Genomic DNA, 16,332 nt, shown 5'->3' with positions numbered 1-16,332 from the left:
TGGTCGCGGGGAAGGAGCCCAGCGTGAACCTCCTCGCCCCCATCGAGCGCATCGGGCGCGACCCGCGCACGGGAGGCTACCGCCGGTTCGCGTGGAACGACGCCGACATGGAGCTGCGTGAGTGGTTCGCCGGGGAGGCGGCGGCGCGCGGCATGGCGTACGAGGAGGACGGCAACGGGAACCAGGTGGCGTGGGTGGGGGGTTTCGACTCGCAGGCTCGCTCAACCAGCGGGGGCCAGGCTCGCTCAACCAGCGGGGGGCAGGCTCGCTCAACCAGCGACTCGCAGGCTCGCTCAACCAGCGGGGGTGCGCTGCTGCTCGGGTCGCACCTCGACTCCGTGCCCGACGGCGGGGCGTACGACGGTCCGCTCGGCATCGTGTCCGCGTTCGCCGCGCTCGACCGGCTCCGCGCCGACGGCTTCACGCCCTCCCGGCCGATCGCCGTCGCGTGCTTCGCCGACGAGGAGGGCGCGCGGTTCGGTGTGGCGTGCGCCGGATCCCGACTCGCGACCGGCACGCTCGCGCCCGACCGTGCGCTCGGCCTCAAGGACCGTGACGGCCGCACGCTCGCGGAGGCGATGAGCGCCCGCGGCCGCGATCCGCGCGCGGTCGGACGCAGCGCCTGGCTCGACCGGATCGGCACGTTCGTCGAGCTCCACGTCGAGCAGGGACGCGCCCTCGTCCACTCCGGCGACCCCGTCGGGGTGGCGACCTCGATCTGGCCGCACGGCCGCTGGCGTCTGGGGTTCGAGGGCCGCGCAGACCACGCCGGCACCACGCCGATGGAGGACCGGCGCGACCCGATGCCCGCGTACGCCGCCACCGTCCTCGCCGCCACCGCTCGCGCCACGGATGCCGGTGCCCGAGCCACCTTCGGCCGCATCGCCGTCGAGCCGGGCGGCGCCAACGCCGTACCCTCGCTCGTCACCGGATGGCTCGACGCCCGCGCCGCGGACGACGCTGCACTCGCGCACCTGCTCGACGGCATCCTCGACGACGCACGTCGGGCGGCGTCCGGGGCAGGTGTGCGCCTGGAGGTCTCCGTGGAGTCGTCGAGCCCGTCGGTTGCGTTCGACACCGCGCTGCGTGAGCGTCTCGCTGACCTCCTGGCCGCCCCGCTGCTGCCGACCGGTGCCGGCCACGACGCGGGCGTGCTCAGCGCGACGATCCCGACGGCGATGCTCTTCGTGCGCAACCCGACCGGCGTCTCCCACTCGCCGGAGGAGCATGCCGACGACGCGGACTGCGCAGCGGGTGTGGAGGCTCTGGCGCGGGTCGTGCGGGAGCTCGCATGACGACGTTCCCCGGCCTGGCGAACTGCCACAGCCACGTCTTCCACCGGGCGCTGCGCGGACGCGCCCAGCCTGGTGGAGAGCGTGGTGGAGACACGTTCTGGGGCTGGCGTGACCGCATGTACGCCCTCGCGGCCGTCCTCGACCCGGACCTGCTGCACGACCTGGCGGTGGCGACGTACGCCGAGATGCGCCTCGCCGGCATCGGTGTGGTCGGTGAGTTCCACTACCTGCACCACGGCCCGGACGGCACCCCGTACGACGACCCGAACGCCACCGGCGAGGCGCTGATCGCCGCCGCGCGCGAGGTCGGGCTGCGGATCTGCCTGCTCGACACCGCGTACCTCGAGGTCACCGAGCACGTCCACCGCCGGTTCGCCGACACCGACGGCGAGGCGTGGGCGGGGCGTGTGAACGACCTGGCCGCCCGCCACGCCGGAGCCGACGACGTCGTGGTCGGTGCTGCGATCCACTCCGTCCGGGCTGTGCCGGCGGACCAGCTCGCCACCGTCGCCGGGGCGCTTCCCGATGCGCCGCTGCACGTCCACGTGTCCGAGCAGCCGGCGGAGAACGAGTGGTGCCTGGCGACGAGCGGGCTCACCCCCGTCGCTCTGCTGGCCGAGGCGGGCGTCTGGACACCGCGCACCACTGCGGTCCACGCGACGCACCTCACCGACGCCGACGTCATCCTGCTCGGGGACGCGACGGCGTACGCGTGCTTCTGCCCCACCACCGAGGCCGAGCTCGCCGACGGCGTCGGACCCTCGGTGCGGTTGCGCGAGGCCGGCGCACGGCTCACGCTCGGGTCGGACAGCAACACCGTGATCGACGTGTTCGCGGAGGCGAGGGCGGTGGAGATGCACGAGCGCCTGGTGACGGGTCGGCGCGGCGCGTGGGGTGCCGCGAAGCTGACCGAGGCGGCGACCCGTACGGGGTACGCCTCGCTCGGGTTCACCCCCGACCTCGCCGAGACCGACACGGTCACGCTGCGTGACTCCGTACGACTCGCCGGCGTCGACGAGCCGCTCTGGGCTGCGACCGCGTCCGACGTCGAGCCGCCGTCCGACCTCCCGTACGACGCCGCTGAGGTGACCGCCATGCTGCGGCGCGCGGTGGACGCGCTGTGGGAGCGCGTGTGAGCAGCCTCCTCCTCACCCGCATCGGCGAGCTGGTCACCTGGGACGACGAGCAGCCGGTGCGCACGGACGCTGCGCTCGTCATCGCCGACGGGGTCGTCGCCTGGGTCGGCGACGCCGCCGACGCCCCCGCGGCCGACGACGTGCTCGACGTCGCCGGCGGCACCGTCGTCCCCGGCTTCGTCGACTCCCACAGCCACCTGGTCTTCGCCGGTGACCGCGCGGCGGAGTTCGAGGCGCGGATGGCGGGACGGCCGTACGCCGCCGGCGGCATCCGCACGACCGTGGCCGCGACCCGTGCGGCGACCGACGAGGAGCTCGACACGACCGTCCGCCGGCTCGTCGCCGAGATGCGCCGCCAGGGGACGACGACGGTCGAGATCAAGAGCGGGTACGGCCTCACCGTCGCCGACGAGGCGCGCTCGCTGGCGATCGCCGGACGGCACACCTCCGAGACGACGTACCTCGGCGCCCACGTCGTCCCCGACGGCACGACACCCGAGGAGTACGTCGCCCTGGTCACCGGCCCGATGCTCGACGCCTGCGCCCCGCACGCCCGATGGATCGACGTGTTCTGCGAGGAGGGCGCGTTCGGCGCCGACGCGGCTCGCGCCGTCCTCACCGCCGGGCGCGACGCCGGGCTTGGGATGCGCGTCCACGCCAGCCAGCTCACGTACGGGCCGGGGGTCCTGCTGGCGTGCGAGCTCGGCGCCGCCGCCGTGGACCACTGCACCTATCTCACCGACGCCGACGTGGACGCGCTCGCCGCCTGCGGCACCGTGGCGGGCCTGCTGCCGGGGGTGGAGTTCTCCACCCGCCACCCGTACCCGGACGCCCGCCGCCTCCTCGACGCCGGCGTCACGGTCGCGCTCGCGAGCGACTGCAACCCCGGCAGCAGCTACACGTCGTCGATCCCGTTCTGCATCGCCGTCGCCGTCCGGGACATGGGACTCACCCCGTACGAGGCGCTCCGTGCAGCCACGCTCGGCGGTGCCGCGTCGCTCCGGCGCGACGACGTCGGACACCTGCGGCTCGGGGCACGCGGGGACGTGACGGTGCTCGACGCGCCATCGGCTGTTCATCTCGCCTACCGACCAGGCGTCCCGTTGGTGTCGCGCACCATCGCCTCGTCGGACTAGGTTGACCGCCATGGCGAAGCGGCGACGCAGGCGCGGCAAGAAGCGGCCCTGGATCATCAACACCTCCCGGGTCCGGCTGCTGCGCGCCAACCGCGCGTTCGCGAAGGCGACCCCTGCCGGCTCGCTGGTCCTCGACGCGGGCGCCGGGCACGGGCCGTACCGGCGCCTGTTCGCCCACACGCGCTACGAGGCCGCAGACTTCGCCCAGCTCGCCACGCGCTACACCCCGCTCGAGTACGTCTGCAGCCTCACCGACATCCCGGTCGAGGACGGGCGCTTCGACCGCATCCTCTGCAACCAGGTCCTCGAGCACCTCGACGAGCCGGCCGTGGCCCTCGCCGAGCTGCACCGGGTCCTGCGGCCGGGCGGTCGGATCCTGCTCTCCGCACCGCTGTTTTACCCCGAGCACCAGCAGCCGTACGACTACTTCCGCTACACGCAGTTCGCGCTCTCCAAGCTCTTCACCGACGCCGGTTTCGAGGGGGTCCGCACCACCTGGCTCGAGGGCTACTTCGGCACGGTCGCCTACCAGCTCGAGGTGATGCACCAGCGGCTGCCGCGGACGACGGGCCAGCCGCTGCGCCGGCGGATCGCGTACGGCCCGCTGCTCGGTGCGACGCGTGGCCTCGCGTTCGTCCTCTCGGGCCTGTTCGCGCGGCTCGACCTGCGGTGGAAGCACACCGCGAGCGGGATGCCCAAGAACTACGTCGTGCAGGCCGTCAAGCCGATCGACTGACTCCAGACGCACACGTCACGCGTGCAGGTGGGCGCCCTTGACGGTCTTGTCGACGGCGTTGCGGGGCCCGTGCACCGCGATCCCGACCAGGTCGAGGTCGTCGGTGCCCACCGCCCGCACGGCAGCGCGGTTGGCCTCGTCGTGGCCGGTCGCGAACAGGTCGCGCGTGTAGATCGACATCGGCATCCCTCGGCGCAGCGCGGCGGCGTGCGCCGAGCGCAGGACGGACGCGTCCGCGGTGAAGACGAGCATCGGCTGGCGCATCATCGGGAGGTATCGCTGCCCGTCGCCGTCCTCGTACGGCTCGCCGACCAGCCCGTCCTGCCGGGTCGCGATGCCGCTGACGAGGAAGGCCGTGACGTTCAGCTCCTGCCACGGCAGCAGGTCGTCACGCAGGACGATCGCGATCTTGGTGTCGAAGCGGGTGGCGGGTTCCATCACGGTGGTCATGCCTCGATCGTCGTACGCCGCTGCCGCACGGTCTTGTACGTTCTTTGCATGGCCGACCGGGTCCGTGCGTGGCGACCCGACGTGCCGCACCTGCGTGAGGTGCTGCACGCCGAGTTCACCGAGCACGCCTACCCGAGCCACACGCACGGCGACTGGGCGGTGCTCCTGATCGACGACGGCGCGGTCGCGTACGACCTCGACCGCCACCCGCACACGGCCGAGCCGACCACGGTGACGCTCCTCCCGCCGCACGTGCCGCACGACGGGCGTACGGCGCGCGCAGGGCGTCCGTTCCGCAAGCGCGTGCTCTACCTCGACGAGTCGTGGCTGCCGCCCGACACGATCGGCCACAGCGTCGACCAGCCGACCGTCGCCCGGCCCGACGTCGGCGCGGCCGTCCGGCACGTCCACGGAGCGCTGGTCGGCGGCGACGCGTTCGAGGCGGAGTCCGAGCTCGTCCGCATCCACGACCTCCTGCGCGAGCACCTCCACGGCCCCACCCCGCCGGCCGCGACGGACGCGCCGCTCGCCCGGCGGCTACGTGAGCTCCTCGACGCCGCGGTCGCCGACGGGGTCACGCTCGAGGAGGCGTCTCGCGTCCTGGGCGCACACCCGAGCCACCTCGTACGGTCGTTCTCCCGGGCGTACGGCATGCCTCCGCACCGCTACCTCACGAGCCGGCGGGTCGACCTCGCGCGCCGCCTCGTCCTCGACGGTCTGGCAGTCGCCGACGCCGCGGTCGCGGCCGGGTTCCACGACCAGGCGCACCTCACGCGCCACTTCCGCGCGGTCCTCGGCGCCACCCCCGGCGCGTTCGCGCGCTCGGCACGCTCCTGAGGTAGTCCCGGCGGGCCTAAGACCCCCGAGCCGGAAAACCTAGGGCGCTCTCCTGATGTGGGGCGCTACCTCAGACGACGAGAGTCGAGGCATCAGGAAACGAACGAAGGAGACCCTGATGTACATCGATCCCGAGAGCGCAGTCCCCGTCGAGATGTTGCACCGCATCGAGCGGATCCCGGTGCTCGGCGACGACCGCCGGGCCGAGTACGTCCGTGGCCCGCGGCTGCGTCGCCGCCGGGGCCTGCGCCACTGACAGCCGTACCCGCGACCGCGTCGTCCGTGCAAGGATCACCGCATGGGCGACGCGGTCATGATCGAGGTCGGGGACCGCGACGTCCGCATCTCCAACCCCGACCGCGTGTACTTCCCGGAGCGGGGCGAGACCAAGCTCGACCTCGTCAACTACTACCTCTCGGTCGGCGACGGCATCGTGAACGCGCTGCGCGAGCGCCCGTGCATGCTGCACCGCTTCCCCAAGGGCGTCGCCGAGAAGAAGGTCCACCAGAAGCGTGTCCCCGCGGGGGCGCCACCGTGGCTGGAGACCGTGCGGGTGGAGTTCCCCCGCTACAACCGTCACGCCTACGAGCTGTGCGTCACCGAGCTCGCCAGCGTGATCTGGGCCGTGCAGATGTCGACGGTCGAGTTCCACCCCTGGAACTCCCGTCGCGCCGACACCGAGAAGCCCGACGAGTGGCGCATCGACCTCGACCCGGGGCCAGAGTGCGACTTCGTCACCGTGCGCCGGGTCGCGCACGTCGCCCACGAGATCCTCGACGAGCTCGGCGCGGTCGGGTGGCCGAAGACCTCGGGTGGCTCCGGCATGCACGTCTACGTCCGCATCGCGCCGGAGCACGGGTTCGCCGACGTCCGCCGTGCCGCGCTGGCGTTCGCGCGTGAGGTGGAGCGCCGCGTGCCGGAGGACGTCACGACGACCTGGTGGCGCAAGGACCGTGACCCGGCCAAGCTCTTCGTCGACTACAACCAGAACACCCGTGACCACACGATCGCCGCCGCCTACTCCGTACGCGGGGTCCCGGACGCACGGGTCTCCGCACCGATCCGGTGGGACGAGGTCGACGACGTGGAGCCCGCGGACATGACGATCTCGACGATGCCCGGCCGCTACGCCGACCTCGGTGACCTGCACGCGGGCATGGACGAGGCGGTCTTCTCGATCGCGCCGCTCCTCGCGTGGGCGGAGCGCGACGAGGCGGAGGGGGCAGAGACGCCGCCCGAGGAGGGTGGCTGATCGCGCCGTACCGCGCTAGCGTCGAAGGACCATCAGCGACCGAGAGGATCCCTCATGAGCAAGCTCCCTCTTCTGATCGCCGCGGGTGTCGGATACGTGCTCGGCGCCAGGGCTGGTCGGGGCCGGTACGACCAGATCGTGGCTCAGACGAAGAAGCTCGTCGGCAGCCAGCCCGTCCAGAGCGGCGTCACGAAGGCCGGCGAGACGATCAAGGACCAGGCGCCGGTCGTCAAGGACAAGGTCGCGGAGGCGGCCCACAAGGTGGCCGACAAGGTGACGCCGGGGTCCGACTCGTCCGACGACATCGTCGGCACCTACTCCACGACGCCGAGCGGCAACCACGTCGACGTCGACGAGAGCCTGCCCTGGACCACGTCGTCCGACGACTCTCCACGGACCTGACGCCGGCTCCCGGTGGACGACCTGACAGCCGCCGCGTTCCGGGCGCGGCTCCTCCCGCTGGCGAGCGCCGAGCAGAAGGCGAAGTACGTGCGCTTCTTCCCGGGCGACGACTCGTTCGTCGGTGTGCCGATGCGGGACGTGTTCGGGCTCGCCAAGGCCCACCTCGCGATGCCCGCGGACGAGATCGAGGTCCTCCTCGACGACGAGGTCCGCGAGGCGCGCGTCGGGGCCTGCTCGATCATGGGGAAGGCAGCGACGCACAAGCGGGTGAGCGAGGAGCGCCACCGGGAGCTGTACGACCTCTACCTGCGGCGCCACGACCGGATCGACACCTGGGACCTCGTCGACCTCGGCGCGTCCCAGGTCGTCGGGAGCTGGCTGGTCGACCGTCCGCGCGACCCGTTGTACACGCTCGCGCGGTCGGAGGCGTGGCCGGAGCGTCGTACGGCGGTGGTCGCGACCGCGGCCTTCATCAAGCGGGGACAGGTCGAGGACACCTTCGCGATCAGCCGCCTCCTGCTCGGCGACGACGTCGAGCTCGTCCACAAGGGCGCGGGGTGGATGCTGCGGTACGCCGGCGACGTCGATCGCGCCGGGTTGACGGCGTTCCTCGACGAGCACGCCGCGACGATGCCCCGCGCGATGCTGCGGGCGGCGATCGAGAAGCTCGACAAGCCGGACCGTGCCACGTACCTCGCGTCCGGCCGGTCGTGACGGGACGGGGCCGGGCGTGAGTCGGAGCTGGTCGACGCCGGCGGTCCTCTGGGTCGTCGGAGGCGTGCTGGTCAGCATCGTCCTCGTGACCGGAAGTCCCGGTCTCGCGCTGGTCGAGGGCCTCGTCTTCGCCGCGGCGGGTGCGCTGCTCTCGCCGCTCGCCTTCCCGCGCCCCGTGACGGCGGACGAGGCTCGCCGTCGCAGCGCCCAGCACGGGCGCCCGATCGTCTACTGGCGGCCCGGCTGCCGTTTCTGCCTGCGGCTGCGGTTCCGCCTCGGTCGGCTTGCGCGCTCGGCGTCCTGGGTGAACATCTGGGCTGATCCCGACGGCGCGGCCGCGGTGCGTGCCGCCACCGGTGGTGACGAGACCGTCCCGACCTGCGTGCTCGGCGGCGTCACGGTCGTGAATCCCGATCCTGCCGACGTGCGCGCCGCGTGCCTCGCGTCGGGCAGGTCCTGACGCGAGACACGCGGAGCGGGTGGTGCAGGGTCCGCCACCTGCGTCGGGGGCGCGGGTGGCGGACCCCGGTCCTCATCGGGTCGAGAGCCCGAAGCCGTACGGGTAGAGCGGGTCGTAGTCCGCGTCCCCGACGTTGATCGGCTCCTGCTCGACCGTGCGCGGCCAGGTCACCGGCAGCTTGCCCGTGAACCGCTTCTTGCCGAACAGCACGTCGGCGACACCGTCGCCCTCGCTGCCCGGCAACCAGCCGGCGACGAGCCCGTCGATCTTGGACAGCAACGCCGGAGCAATCTCCAACGGGCGGCCGGAGATCACGATCACGACGCACTCCGCGGCCTGGGTGCACACCGTGTCGACGGCCTGCTGGTCGGCTGCGGACAGCTTCATGTCCTTCACCGGGCGCGGCACCCCGTTGTCACCTGGGTCGTACGCCCACTGCGGGCCACCGACGTCGCCGAAGCCCTCGGCGTACGGCGTCTCGCCGACGACGACGATCCCGGTCGCGCCGCTCGGGACGGGCGTCGACGCGGTCTCGCTGAACGTGACGTTGCGCCGGGAGGCGTCGTCGACGGCCTCGAGGATCGTCGAGCCCGGGATCACGTTCGTCGATCCGCCCTGCCACGTCAACGTCCAGCCGCCGGCCTGGTTGCCGATGTTGTCGGCGTTGCTGCCGGCCACGTAGAGCGGGGCCTTCTTCGACAGCGGGAGGACGTGCCCGCGGTTCTTGAGCAGCACCTGCGACTCGGCCACGGCCTGGCGGGCGACCTTGCGGTGCTTCGCGCTGCCGACCTCGTCGAGGTTGCGCCGGTCGGTGTAGGGCTCCTCGAAGAGCCCGAGCTCGAACTTCGCCGTCAGGATCCTCGTGACCGCGTCGTCGATGCGCGCCGTCGACACGCGCCCGGCCTCCACCTCCTCGGTCAGGGCGGTGATGAACTGGCGGAACTGCGCCGGCTCCATCGCCATGTCGATGCCGGCGTTGACGGCGGCTCGGACCTGCTCGTTCCAGGTGCCGGGGAGCTGGTGGATCGCCTCCCAGTCGCTGATGACGAGCCCGTCGAAGCCCATCCGGCCCTTGAGGACGCCGGTGAGGAGCTCGCGGTGGGCGGTCATCTTGGTCGGGTTGCCGACGCCGTCCTCGGTCCAGTCCACCGAGGAGAACGACGGCATCACGGACCCCGCGCCGTAGCGCTGGATCGCGGGCCAGTACGGCGCGAGCGCGAGGCGGGCGAACTCCTGCCTGCTGACGATCGAGATGCCCTGGTCGACGGTGTAGTCGCCGGTCGGCGTCCCGTACGTCGTCAGGCCGTCGCCGGCGAAGTGCTTCGGTGTCGCGAGGACCCGGTCGCGGTGGTCGAGCTGACCGCGACGACCCTGCAGGCCGCGCACCGCGACCGACAACCTGGAGACGAGGCCCGGCGTCTCGCCGAAGCTCTCGTACGTCCGCCCCCACCGGTCGTCGCGCACGACGCAGAGGCAGGGTGCGAAGTTCCACTGCGGCCCGGTCGCCCGGGTCTCCTTCGCCGTGATGTGGTTGACCTCCTCGACCAGCTTCGCGTCGCGGGTCGCGCCGAGACCGATGTTGTGGGGGAAGACGGTCGCGCCGTACAGGTTGGCGTGGCCGTGGACGGCATCCACGCCGTACAGGACCGGGATCCCGAGCCGGGAGGCGAGGGCGCCGTCCTGGAAGGCGTCGACCATGTCGGCCCAGCCCTCGGGAGTGTTGTCCTCCGGGACGGACCCGCCGCCGGACAGGATGCTGCCGAGTCCGAGCTCGGTGACGTCCGCGGGAGTGGCGTTGGCCCGCTCCGCCTGGGTCATCTGACCGATCTTCTCGGCCATCGTCATGCGGGAGAGCAGGTCGTCGACCCGCCGTTCGGTCGACAGTCGGGGGTTGAGGTACGGGAGCGTGGCGGACTGCTTGCCCGGGGCTGCTGTGTCGAGGGTGGCCGGTGCGGCGCTGGCGCCGACCCCGGCGAGCCCGGTGACGAGCGCGACTGCGGCGCCCACCGCCAGGGCGGCTCGACGGACGGTCGGGCGGGGCTCGGTGTCTCTGCTTCGACGTGCGACTTTCATGGAGTCCTCCGTTCGAATGTGATCTACGTCATACCCGCCTCCGAATATCGCGTACCTCGCAACAAATGACAAGGGGTGGCGCAAACCGCCCAGAACTGAGGTAGCCCGAGCAGCGGCCTAGGGACATCGCCTGATGCCTCCGGCTACCTCAGGCGACCACGATCGAACCATGATCGTGATGCCGGAGTACTACGTGAAGTACGAGATCGACCGCCGTATCGAGCAGGCGCACCCCAGGGCGCACCACCGCACCGCACGCCGTCGGCGGGGCGGTGCACGCGTCGCCGCGCCGCGCACCAGGACGTGACGAAGCCCGCAGAGCAGGCCGACACCGCGGCAATGGGTTCGAATCCTGTCGGGGGAGTGCGAGACGATGGACTCATGCCCTCCGACTGGACGACGACCGAGCCTCTCGTCGGACGAGAGGTCGAGCTGCAACGGCTGCTGCAGGCGGCCGGCGTCGGCGACCGGGAGGCCCGCGGGGGTGTCCTCCTGAGCGGCGATGCCGGCATCGGCAAGACGCGGCTGCTGCGCGAGCTGGCAGCGCGTGCCGCCGACGACGGGCACCAGGTCCTTGCCGGCCACTGCCTGGACCTCGGCGACAGTGCGATCCCGTTCCAGCCCTTCGCCGAGGTGCTGGTCGGGCTCGACGTCGCGACGCGCGAGGCGATCTCCGAGGCGATGCCTCCGCTCGGCCCGCTGATGTGGGGGGCGGTCGACGGCGCCGGAGTCGACCGCGGCGAGCTCTTCTCGTCGGTGGTCGCAGCCCTCGAGCTGCTGGCCGCGAGCCGGCCCCTGCTCCTGGTCGTCGAGGACGCCCACTGGGCAGACGCCTCTACCCGCCACCTCATCCGGTACGTCCTCGCCCAACGCTACGAGGGCCCGGTGCGGTTCGTCGTCTCCTACCGCAGCGACGACCTGCACCGCCGTCACCCGCTGCGGCCCGACGTCGCCGAGTGGAGCCGGCTGCCGGGCGTCCAGCGCCTCGAGCTCGGACCGCTCGGTGACGACGAGGTGCGGGAGCTCGTGCGGTCGCGCGCCACCGCCGGCCTCGGCGCCCCCGACGTCACGGCGATCGTGCGTCGTGCCGCCGGCAACGCCTTCATCGTTGAGGAGCTGCTCGACGTCGACGACCAGGAGGGGCCGCTGCCGTCGACGCTGGCCGACCTCATGCTGGTGCGGCTCGACCGGCTCGACGAGTCCGGGCGCCAGGTCGTACGCGCGATCGCGTGCGCCGGCGGTCAGGTGACCGACGAGCTGCTGGGTGCTGTGGTCGACCTTCCCGCGGCGACGATCGAGGAGGCCCTCCGCTCGGCCCTCGACCACCGCATCCTGACCCGCACCCGCTCCGACGGCTACGCCTTCCGGCACGCGCTCCTCGCGGAGGTGGTCCGCGACGACCTCCTCCCGGCCGAGCGACGCCGCATCCACACCGCGTACGTCCGCGCCCTTCTCGACGACGGCGAGTCCGCCGACGTGGCCCGCCACGCGTTCGAGGCGCAGATGCCCGACGTCGCGTTCACCGCGAGCGTCCACGCCGCCGAGCAGGCCACCCGGGTGACCGGGCACGAGGAGGCGGCCCAGCACTACGAGCGCGCGCTGAGCATCGCGGAGTCCGCACCCGACGGCACTGACGTCGTCGATCTCGTGATCGCCACGAGCGAGGCGCTGACGGCGTCCGGCTACGTGCGCCGAGCCTTCGGGGTCGTCGACGACTTCCTGGACCGGGAGTCGGCCGGTCTCTCCGACCACGACCGCGGGCGGCTCCTCGTCGCGTACGGCGCTGCCGCCCTCATGGCCGACCGTCAGGTCGAGCCGGCCCAGGCGGTCGAGCGCGCGTTCGCGATCGTCCCTGAGCAGCCGACCCCCCTCCGCGCGTCGCTCGAGGCGCTCGCCGCCATCGTCGCGGCCAACGAGCGCCGGCACGAGGACGCGATCCGCTGGGCGACACAGGCGGTCACGCTCGGGCAGCGGCTCGGCCTGACCCGGGTCGTGGCCGACGCCGCCGCGACGAAGGCCCGGGTGCGTGCCCGGATCGGCGACGACCCCGCGGGTGACGAGAGGCGCTTCCTCGAGGTCGCCGAGGCCGCGCGGGAGTCCGGCAACATCGTCGCCGAGCTGCGGGCGCGTCACCACCTCGCCTTCCACTACCACGACCGCGGCGACCTCGACATCGCCGAGCGCGAGTTCCTCTCCACCATGGACGCCGCCGCCAAGGCTGGGCGGCAGTGGGCACCGTACGGGTTCGACGGGCGCTTCTTCGCCTCCGTCACCGCCTACCTGCGTGGCCGGTGGGACCTGGTCGTCGAGCTCGGCGACGTCTCTGCTCTGCGCCCGCCCACGGTTCACGCTGCCTGCCTCGAGGCGGTCGGCCTCCTCGTCTCCGCGGGCCGCGGCGAGACCGACGCGCTCAGCACCGCCGAGCGCCTGCGCGACGGCTTCTGGAAGAAGGACATCGCGCTGGCGATCCACAGCGGCACGGCGGCGATCGACCTCGCCCCCGACGTGGTCTCGGCCGAGAGGTGGCACGACGACCTGGTCAAGACCCTGGCCTCGGACTGGGCCGGTGAGCTCGCTCCCGCGCGGTTGCGCATGGCCGGCCTGCTCGTCAGCCGGTACGCCGATGCGGCACCGCACGCCTCCAGCGTCGAGCGCAGCGGGTGGATCGAGAACGCCGCCCGCCTGCGTGCGGTCGGCGACCGGACCATCGTCGAGCGAGGTCCGTTCGGCCTGGAGGGCCGCGCCTGGAGCATGCGCCTCGACGCCGAGATCCTCCGACTGCGGTGGGGAGCAGGGGAGGAGGTGCCGCTCGAGACGATGCTGAGTGCGTGGCGCGAGACGACGGCCACCTTCGCCGAGCTCGGACACGTCTACGAGGAGGCCCGCTCCGCGTCACGCCTGGCGGCGGTGCTGCACGCCGCGGGCGACGTCGCTGGCGCCAAGCAGGTGGCGAGCGCCGCGTTCGAGAAGGCGGCAGACCTGCGTGCCGACCCGCTCGCACGCCAGCTCGAGCAGCTCGCCGGGACGACGACCCGGTCGTCCTCCTCGGACCGCGCGCCTGCGTCGACCCCAGCGGTCGCGGGGGAGAAGCCGCTGACGGCTCGCGAGCGCGAGGTGCTCGACCACCTCGTCGAGGGACGCACCAACGGCGAGATCGCCTCGATGCTGTTCATCAGCACCAAGACGGTGTCGGTGCACGTCTCCAACATCCTCGCCAAGCTCGGCGCGTCCACGCGCACCGAGGCCGCGGCGATCGCACGGCGCCAGCAGGTCTAGCCGCTCGGCTTCAGGCCGGTGGCGGCGTCGAGCCTCTGCAGCAGGTCGTGCGCCGCGAGCTCCACGTCCTTGTGCCTCCACTCGCCGGCGCGGTACACGCAGGCGATGAGGCCGCTGCGGTGCAGCCGCCGGAAGTCTCCGTAGACGAAGGCGTAGCGGCCCTTCGTCTCGTCCGACGCATCCACCGTGAGCCCGAGGAACCACTCCGCGTAGTCCTCCCACGGGTGCTTTTCCCGGTATGCGTTCTCGTCCGCCGCCTTCGGCTGCACCTCACCCCAGTCGCTGTCGAGGACGTACTGCCTCGCGTCGATCAGCGCGCGTGCCTTCGCCACGCCGGCGGGGTTCACCTCGTACTTCGCCATCGCCTCATCGTGCGACGCACCGTGGGTCCGCGCACCCGGGAGGGGTCGAGACTTCTCATCGGAGCCACGCGTGCTCCAGGTCGTCGTTCGTCCGGCCGCTGACGACGGACGCGAGGTCGTCCTCGGCCGGCTCCGACCCCGCCGCTACGCCGCGGCACGCATCTTCACGAGGATCCACTGCTCTTTCGGCCCGGCCGGGCCTGTGCGTGTCAGCGCGAAGGGTCCTGTCAGCTTCTGGCCGTGGAGGTCGACGACGAGATGTCCGGCGGCGAGCGCGGCTCCCGCGTCGACCGGCTCGCCGGGGCGCGGCGGGCGGCGGTCGAACGTTCCGAGGTCCCAGACGACGACGCTGCCGACCTTGCCGCCTGTGCGCTCGTAGGCGCCCTCGTACGTCGCGTGAGCCAGGTCGTGGTCGTCGGTCCGTACGGCGAGGCGCTTCTGCCCAGGGTCGGGCGAGGGGCCCTTGGGGACCGCCCACGAGACGAGGACACCGTCGATCTCGAGTCGGAGGTCGAAATGGAGAGCGGTCGCGTTGTGTCGCTGACACACGTAGATCGGGTGTCGCTGACACACGTCGATCGGGTGTCGCTGACACACGTCGATCGGGTGTCGCTGACACACGTAGATCGGGTGTCGCTGAGGGTTGGGGACGGGTCCGGACGGCGCGGTCACCTCGGCACCGTAGTCCGCCGTCGCGCTCCCTGCGCGCCGACGGGACCCGGGCATAGTCTCGAGAGGTGGAACGACGAGGAGGACACGTGACGCAAGCACGCATCGGAGTGACCGGACTGGCGGTGATGGGTCGCAACCTGGCCCGCAACCTCGCGCGCCACGGCTATCCCGTCGCCCTGCACAACCGCACGCACGCCCGGACCCAGCGCCTGGTCGAGGAGCACGGCGACGAGGGCACGTTCGTGCCGTCGGAGTCGATGCGGGACTTCGTGCAGTCGATCGAGCGTCCCCGTCCGATCATCATCATGGTGAAGGCGGGGGAGCCGACCGACGCGGTGATCGACGAGCTGGCCGACCTCCTCGACGAGGGCGACATCATCATCGACTGCGGCAACGCCCACTTCGCCGACACCCGCCGACGCGAGGCCGCGCTGCGGGAGAAGGGGCTGCACTTCGTCGGGGCCGGGGTCTCCGGCGGCGAGGAGGGTGCCCTCAACGGCCCGAGCATCATGCCGGGCGGATCCGCCGAGTCGTACGCGACGCTCGGCCCGATGTTCGAGGCGATCGCGGCGCAGGTCGACGGCACACCCTGCTGCACGCACGTCGGACCGGACGGGGCGGGCCACTTCGTCAAGATGGTCCACAACGGCATCGAGTACGCCGACATGCAGCTGATCGCGGAGGCGTACGACCTCCTGCGGCACGGGCTCGGCGCGGAGCCGGCGCAGATCGCCCGGATCTTCGCGGACTGGAACGCCGGCGACCTCGAGTCGTACCTCATCGAGATCACCGCGGACGTCCTCGCGCACACCGACGCCGACACCGGTCGCGCGTTCGTCGACGTCGTGCTCGACGAGGCCGAGCAGAAGGGCACCGGGCGGTGGACCGTCCAGACCGCGCTCGACCTCGGGGTGCCGGTGACCGGGATCGCCGAGGCCACCTTCGCGCGATCGGTCTCCGGGCACGCCGAGCAGCGCGAGCCGGCGCGCGCCGCCTATCCGGACGCTCACGCCGAGAGCGACTGGCGGCCTGACGACGTCGACGCGTTCGTGGAGGACGTCCGGCGCGCGCTGTACGCGTCCAAGGTGGTGGCGTACGCGCAGGGGTTCGACGAGATCCAGGCAGGCAGCAAGGAGTACGCGTGGGACGTCGATCCTGGTGCGATGGCGACGATCTGGCGCGGCGGCTGCATCATCCGCGCGCGGTTCCTCGACCGGATCCGGGAGGCGTACGACGCTGATCCCGACCTCCCGACGCTGCTGGTCGCGCCCTACTTCGTCGAGGCTGTGCAGGCGGGCCTCGAGTCGTGGCGGCGGGTGGTCGCGATCGCCGCCCGCACCGGCATCCCCGCACCGGCGTTCGCGTCGTCGCTCGCCTACTTCGACGCGCTGCGCGCCGACCGTCTGCCCGCTGCACTGATCCAGGGGCTCCGCGACGACTTCGGCGCGCACACCTACCGCCGCGTCGACAAGGAGGGGACCTTCCACACGCTCTGGGGCGGTGACCGCACAGAGGAGCAACAGGGCTGAGC

At 72.3% G+C, this 16,332-nt stretch carries 17 protein-coding genes; 13 read left to right on the top strand and 4 right to left on the bottom strand.

The window, feature by feature from the left end; genetic code table 11:
- The first annotated feature begins 23 nt into the window (after positions 1-23).
- Genes GH747_RS09970 through GH747_RS09955 form a run of 4 tightly spaced genes read left to right on the top strand, consistent with a single transcriptional unit; the run spans position 24 to position 4,303 of the window.
- Positions 24-1,295 (top strand): allantoate amidohydrolase, encoded by a 1,272-nt coding sequence (locus GH747_RS09970; protein WP_228552860.1) that lies wholly within the window; start codon positions 24-26, stop codon positions 1,293-1,295.
- A complete protein-coding gene (locus tag GH747_RS09965; protein ID WP_149769387.1) occupies positions 1,292-2,431 on the top strand; it encodes a formimidoylglutamate deiminase in 1,140 nt (379 codons plus the stop codon). The genes GH747_RS09970 and GH747_RS09965 overlap by 4 nt, the downstream gene beginning before the upstream one ends.
- Entirely contained in the window at positions 2,428-3,567 is a 1,140-nt protein-coding gene (hutI, locus tag GH747_RS09960; protein WP_149769386.1) for an imidazolonepropionase, read from the top strand. Before GH747_RS09965 ends, hutI begins: the two co-directional genes overlap by 4 nt.
- 10 nt (positions 3,568-3,577) lie before the next feature.
- Positions 3,578-4,303, top strand: a complete 726-nt coding sequence (locus GH747_RS09955; RefSeq protein ID WP_149769385.1) for a class I SAM-dependent methyltransferase — start codon at positions 3,578-3,580, stop codon at positions 4,301-4,303.
- A 15-nt stretch (positions 4,304-4,318) separates the two neighbouring features.
- Here the strand turns inward: GH747_RS09955 and GH747_RS09950 are convergent, their stop codons facing one another.
- Complete coding sequence (locus GH747_RS09950) at positions 4,319-4,753, bottom strand: DUF2000 domain-containing protein (protein WP_149769384.1); 435 nt, start codon at positions 4,751-4,753, stop codon at positions 4,319-4,321.
- A gap of 48 nt (positions 4,754-4,801) precedes the next feature.
- Between GH747_RS09950 and GH747_RS09945 the strand changes: the two genes are divergently transcribed.
- From GH747_RS09945 to GH747_RS09920, 6 genes are all read left to right on the top strand, one after another.
- Positions 4,802-5,590 carry a helix-turn-helix transcriptional regulator gene (locus GH747_RS09945; RefSeq protein ID WP_149769383.1) on the top strand — a complete coding sequence of 263 codons (789 nt, stop codon included), beginning with the start codon at positions 4,802-4,804 and terminating at the stop codon, positions 5,588-5,590.
- Positions 5,591-5,708: 118 nt separating this feature from the next.
- Positions 5,709-5,846, top strand: a complete 138-nt coding sequence (locus GH747_RS09940) for a hypothetical protein (RefSeq protein WP_153816623.1) — start codon at positions 5,709-5,711, stop codon at positions 5,844-5,846.
- A 42-nt stretch (positions 5,847-5,888) separates the two neighbouring features.
- The gene (gene ligD, locus GH747_RS09935; RefSeq protein ID WP_149769382.1) at positions 5,889-6,842 is read left to right on the top strand and encodes a non-homologous end-joining DNA ligase; all 954 of its coding nucleotides are present in this window, start codon (positions 5,889-5,891) and stop codon (positions 6,840-6,842) included.
- A gap of 54 nt (positions 6,843-6,896) precedes the next feature.
- Positions 6,897-7,244 carry a YtxH domain-containing protein gene (locus GH747_RS09930; RefSeq protein ID WP_149769381.1) on the top strand — a complete coding sequence of 116 codons (348 nt, stop codon included), beginning with the start codon at positions 6,897-6,899 and terminating at the stop codon, positions 7,242-7,244.
- 12 nt (positions 7,245-7,256) lie between these two features.
- A complete protein-coding gene (locus GH747_RS09925; RefSeq protein WP_149769380.1) occupies positions 7,257-7,958 on the top strand; it encodes a DNA alkylation repair protein in 702 nt (233 codons plus the stop codon).
- 16 nt (positions 7,959-7,974) lie between these two features.
- The gene (locus GH747_RS09920; RefSeq protein WP_149769379.1) at positions 7,975-8,418 is read left to right on the top strand and encodes a glutaredoxin domain-containing protein; all 444 of its coding nucleotides are present in this window, start codon (positions 7,975-7,977) and stop codon (positions 8,416-8,418) included.
- Between the two features lie 72 nt (positions 8,419-8,490).
- Here the strand turns inward: GH747_RS09920 and GH747_RS09915 are convergent, their stop codons facing one another.
- Complete coding sequence (locus tag GH747_RS09915; RefSeq protein ID WP_149769378.1) at positions 8,491-10,491, bottom strand: glycoside hydrolase family 3 protein; 2,001 nt, start codon at positions 10,489-10,491, stop codon at positions 8,491-8,493.
- A 169-nt stretch (positions 10,492-10,660) separates the two neighbouring features.
- On the opposite strand from GH747_RS09915, the gene GH747_RS09910 reads away from it, so the two are divergent.
- Both GH747_RS09910 and GH747_RS22420 read left to right on the top strand, forming a co-directional pair.
- Positions 10,661-10,798 carry a hypothetical protein gene (locus GH747_RS09910; protein ID WP_153816622.1) on the top strand — a complete coding sequence of 46 codons (138 nt, stop codon included), beginning with the start codon at positions 10,661-10,663 and terminating at the stop codon, positions 10,796-10,798.
- 74 nt (positions 10,799-10,872) lie between these two features.
- Complete coding sequence (locus GH747_RS22420) at positions 10,873-13,767, top strand: helix-turn-helix transcriptional regulator (RefSeq protein WP_163695443.1); 2,895 nt, start codon at positions 10,873-10,875, stop codon at positions 13,765-13,767.
- Here GH747_RS22420 and GH747_RS09900 read toward each other — a convergent pair.
- Complete coding sequence (locus tag GH747_RS09900; protein WP_149769376.1) at positions 13,764-14,129, bottom strand: hypothetical protein; 366 nt, start codon at positions 14,127-14,129, stop codon at positions 13,764-13,766. The genes GH747_RS22420 and GH747_RS09900 overlap by 4 nt on opposite strands.
- 144 nt (positions 14,130-14,273) lie before the next feature.
- Entirely contained in the window at positions 14,274-14,678 is a 405-nt protein-coding gene (locus GH747_RS09895; protein ID WP_205602865.1) for a DNA polymerase ligase N-terminal domain-containing protein, read from the bottom strand.
- A gap of 248 nt (positions 14,679-14,926) precedes the next feature.
- On the opposite strand from GH747_RS09895, the gene gndA reads away from it, so the two are divergent.
- Positions 14,927-16,330 (top strand): NADP-dependent phosphogluconate dehydrogenase, encoded by a 1,404-nt coding sequence (gene gndA, locus GH747_RS09890; protein WP_377036102.1) that lies wholly within the window; start codon positions 14,927-14,929, stop codon positions 16,328-16,330.
- Positions 16,331-16,332 lie beyond the last annotated feature (2 nt).

The organism is Mumia xiangluensis, from assembly GCF_010994095.1.
Taxonomy (GTDB): Bacteria; Actinomycetota; Actinomycetes; order Propionibacteriales; family Nocardioidaceae; genus Mumia; species Mumia xiangluensis.
The sequence above is the reverse complement of the archived record's forward strand: the minus strand, read 5'-3'. Positions and strand labels throughout refer to the sequence as shown.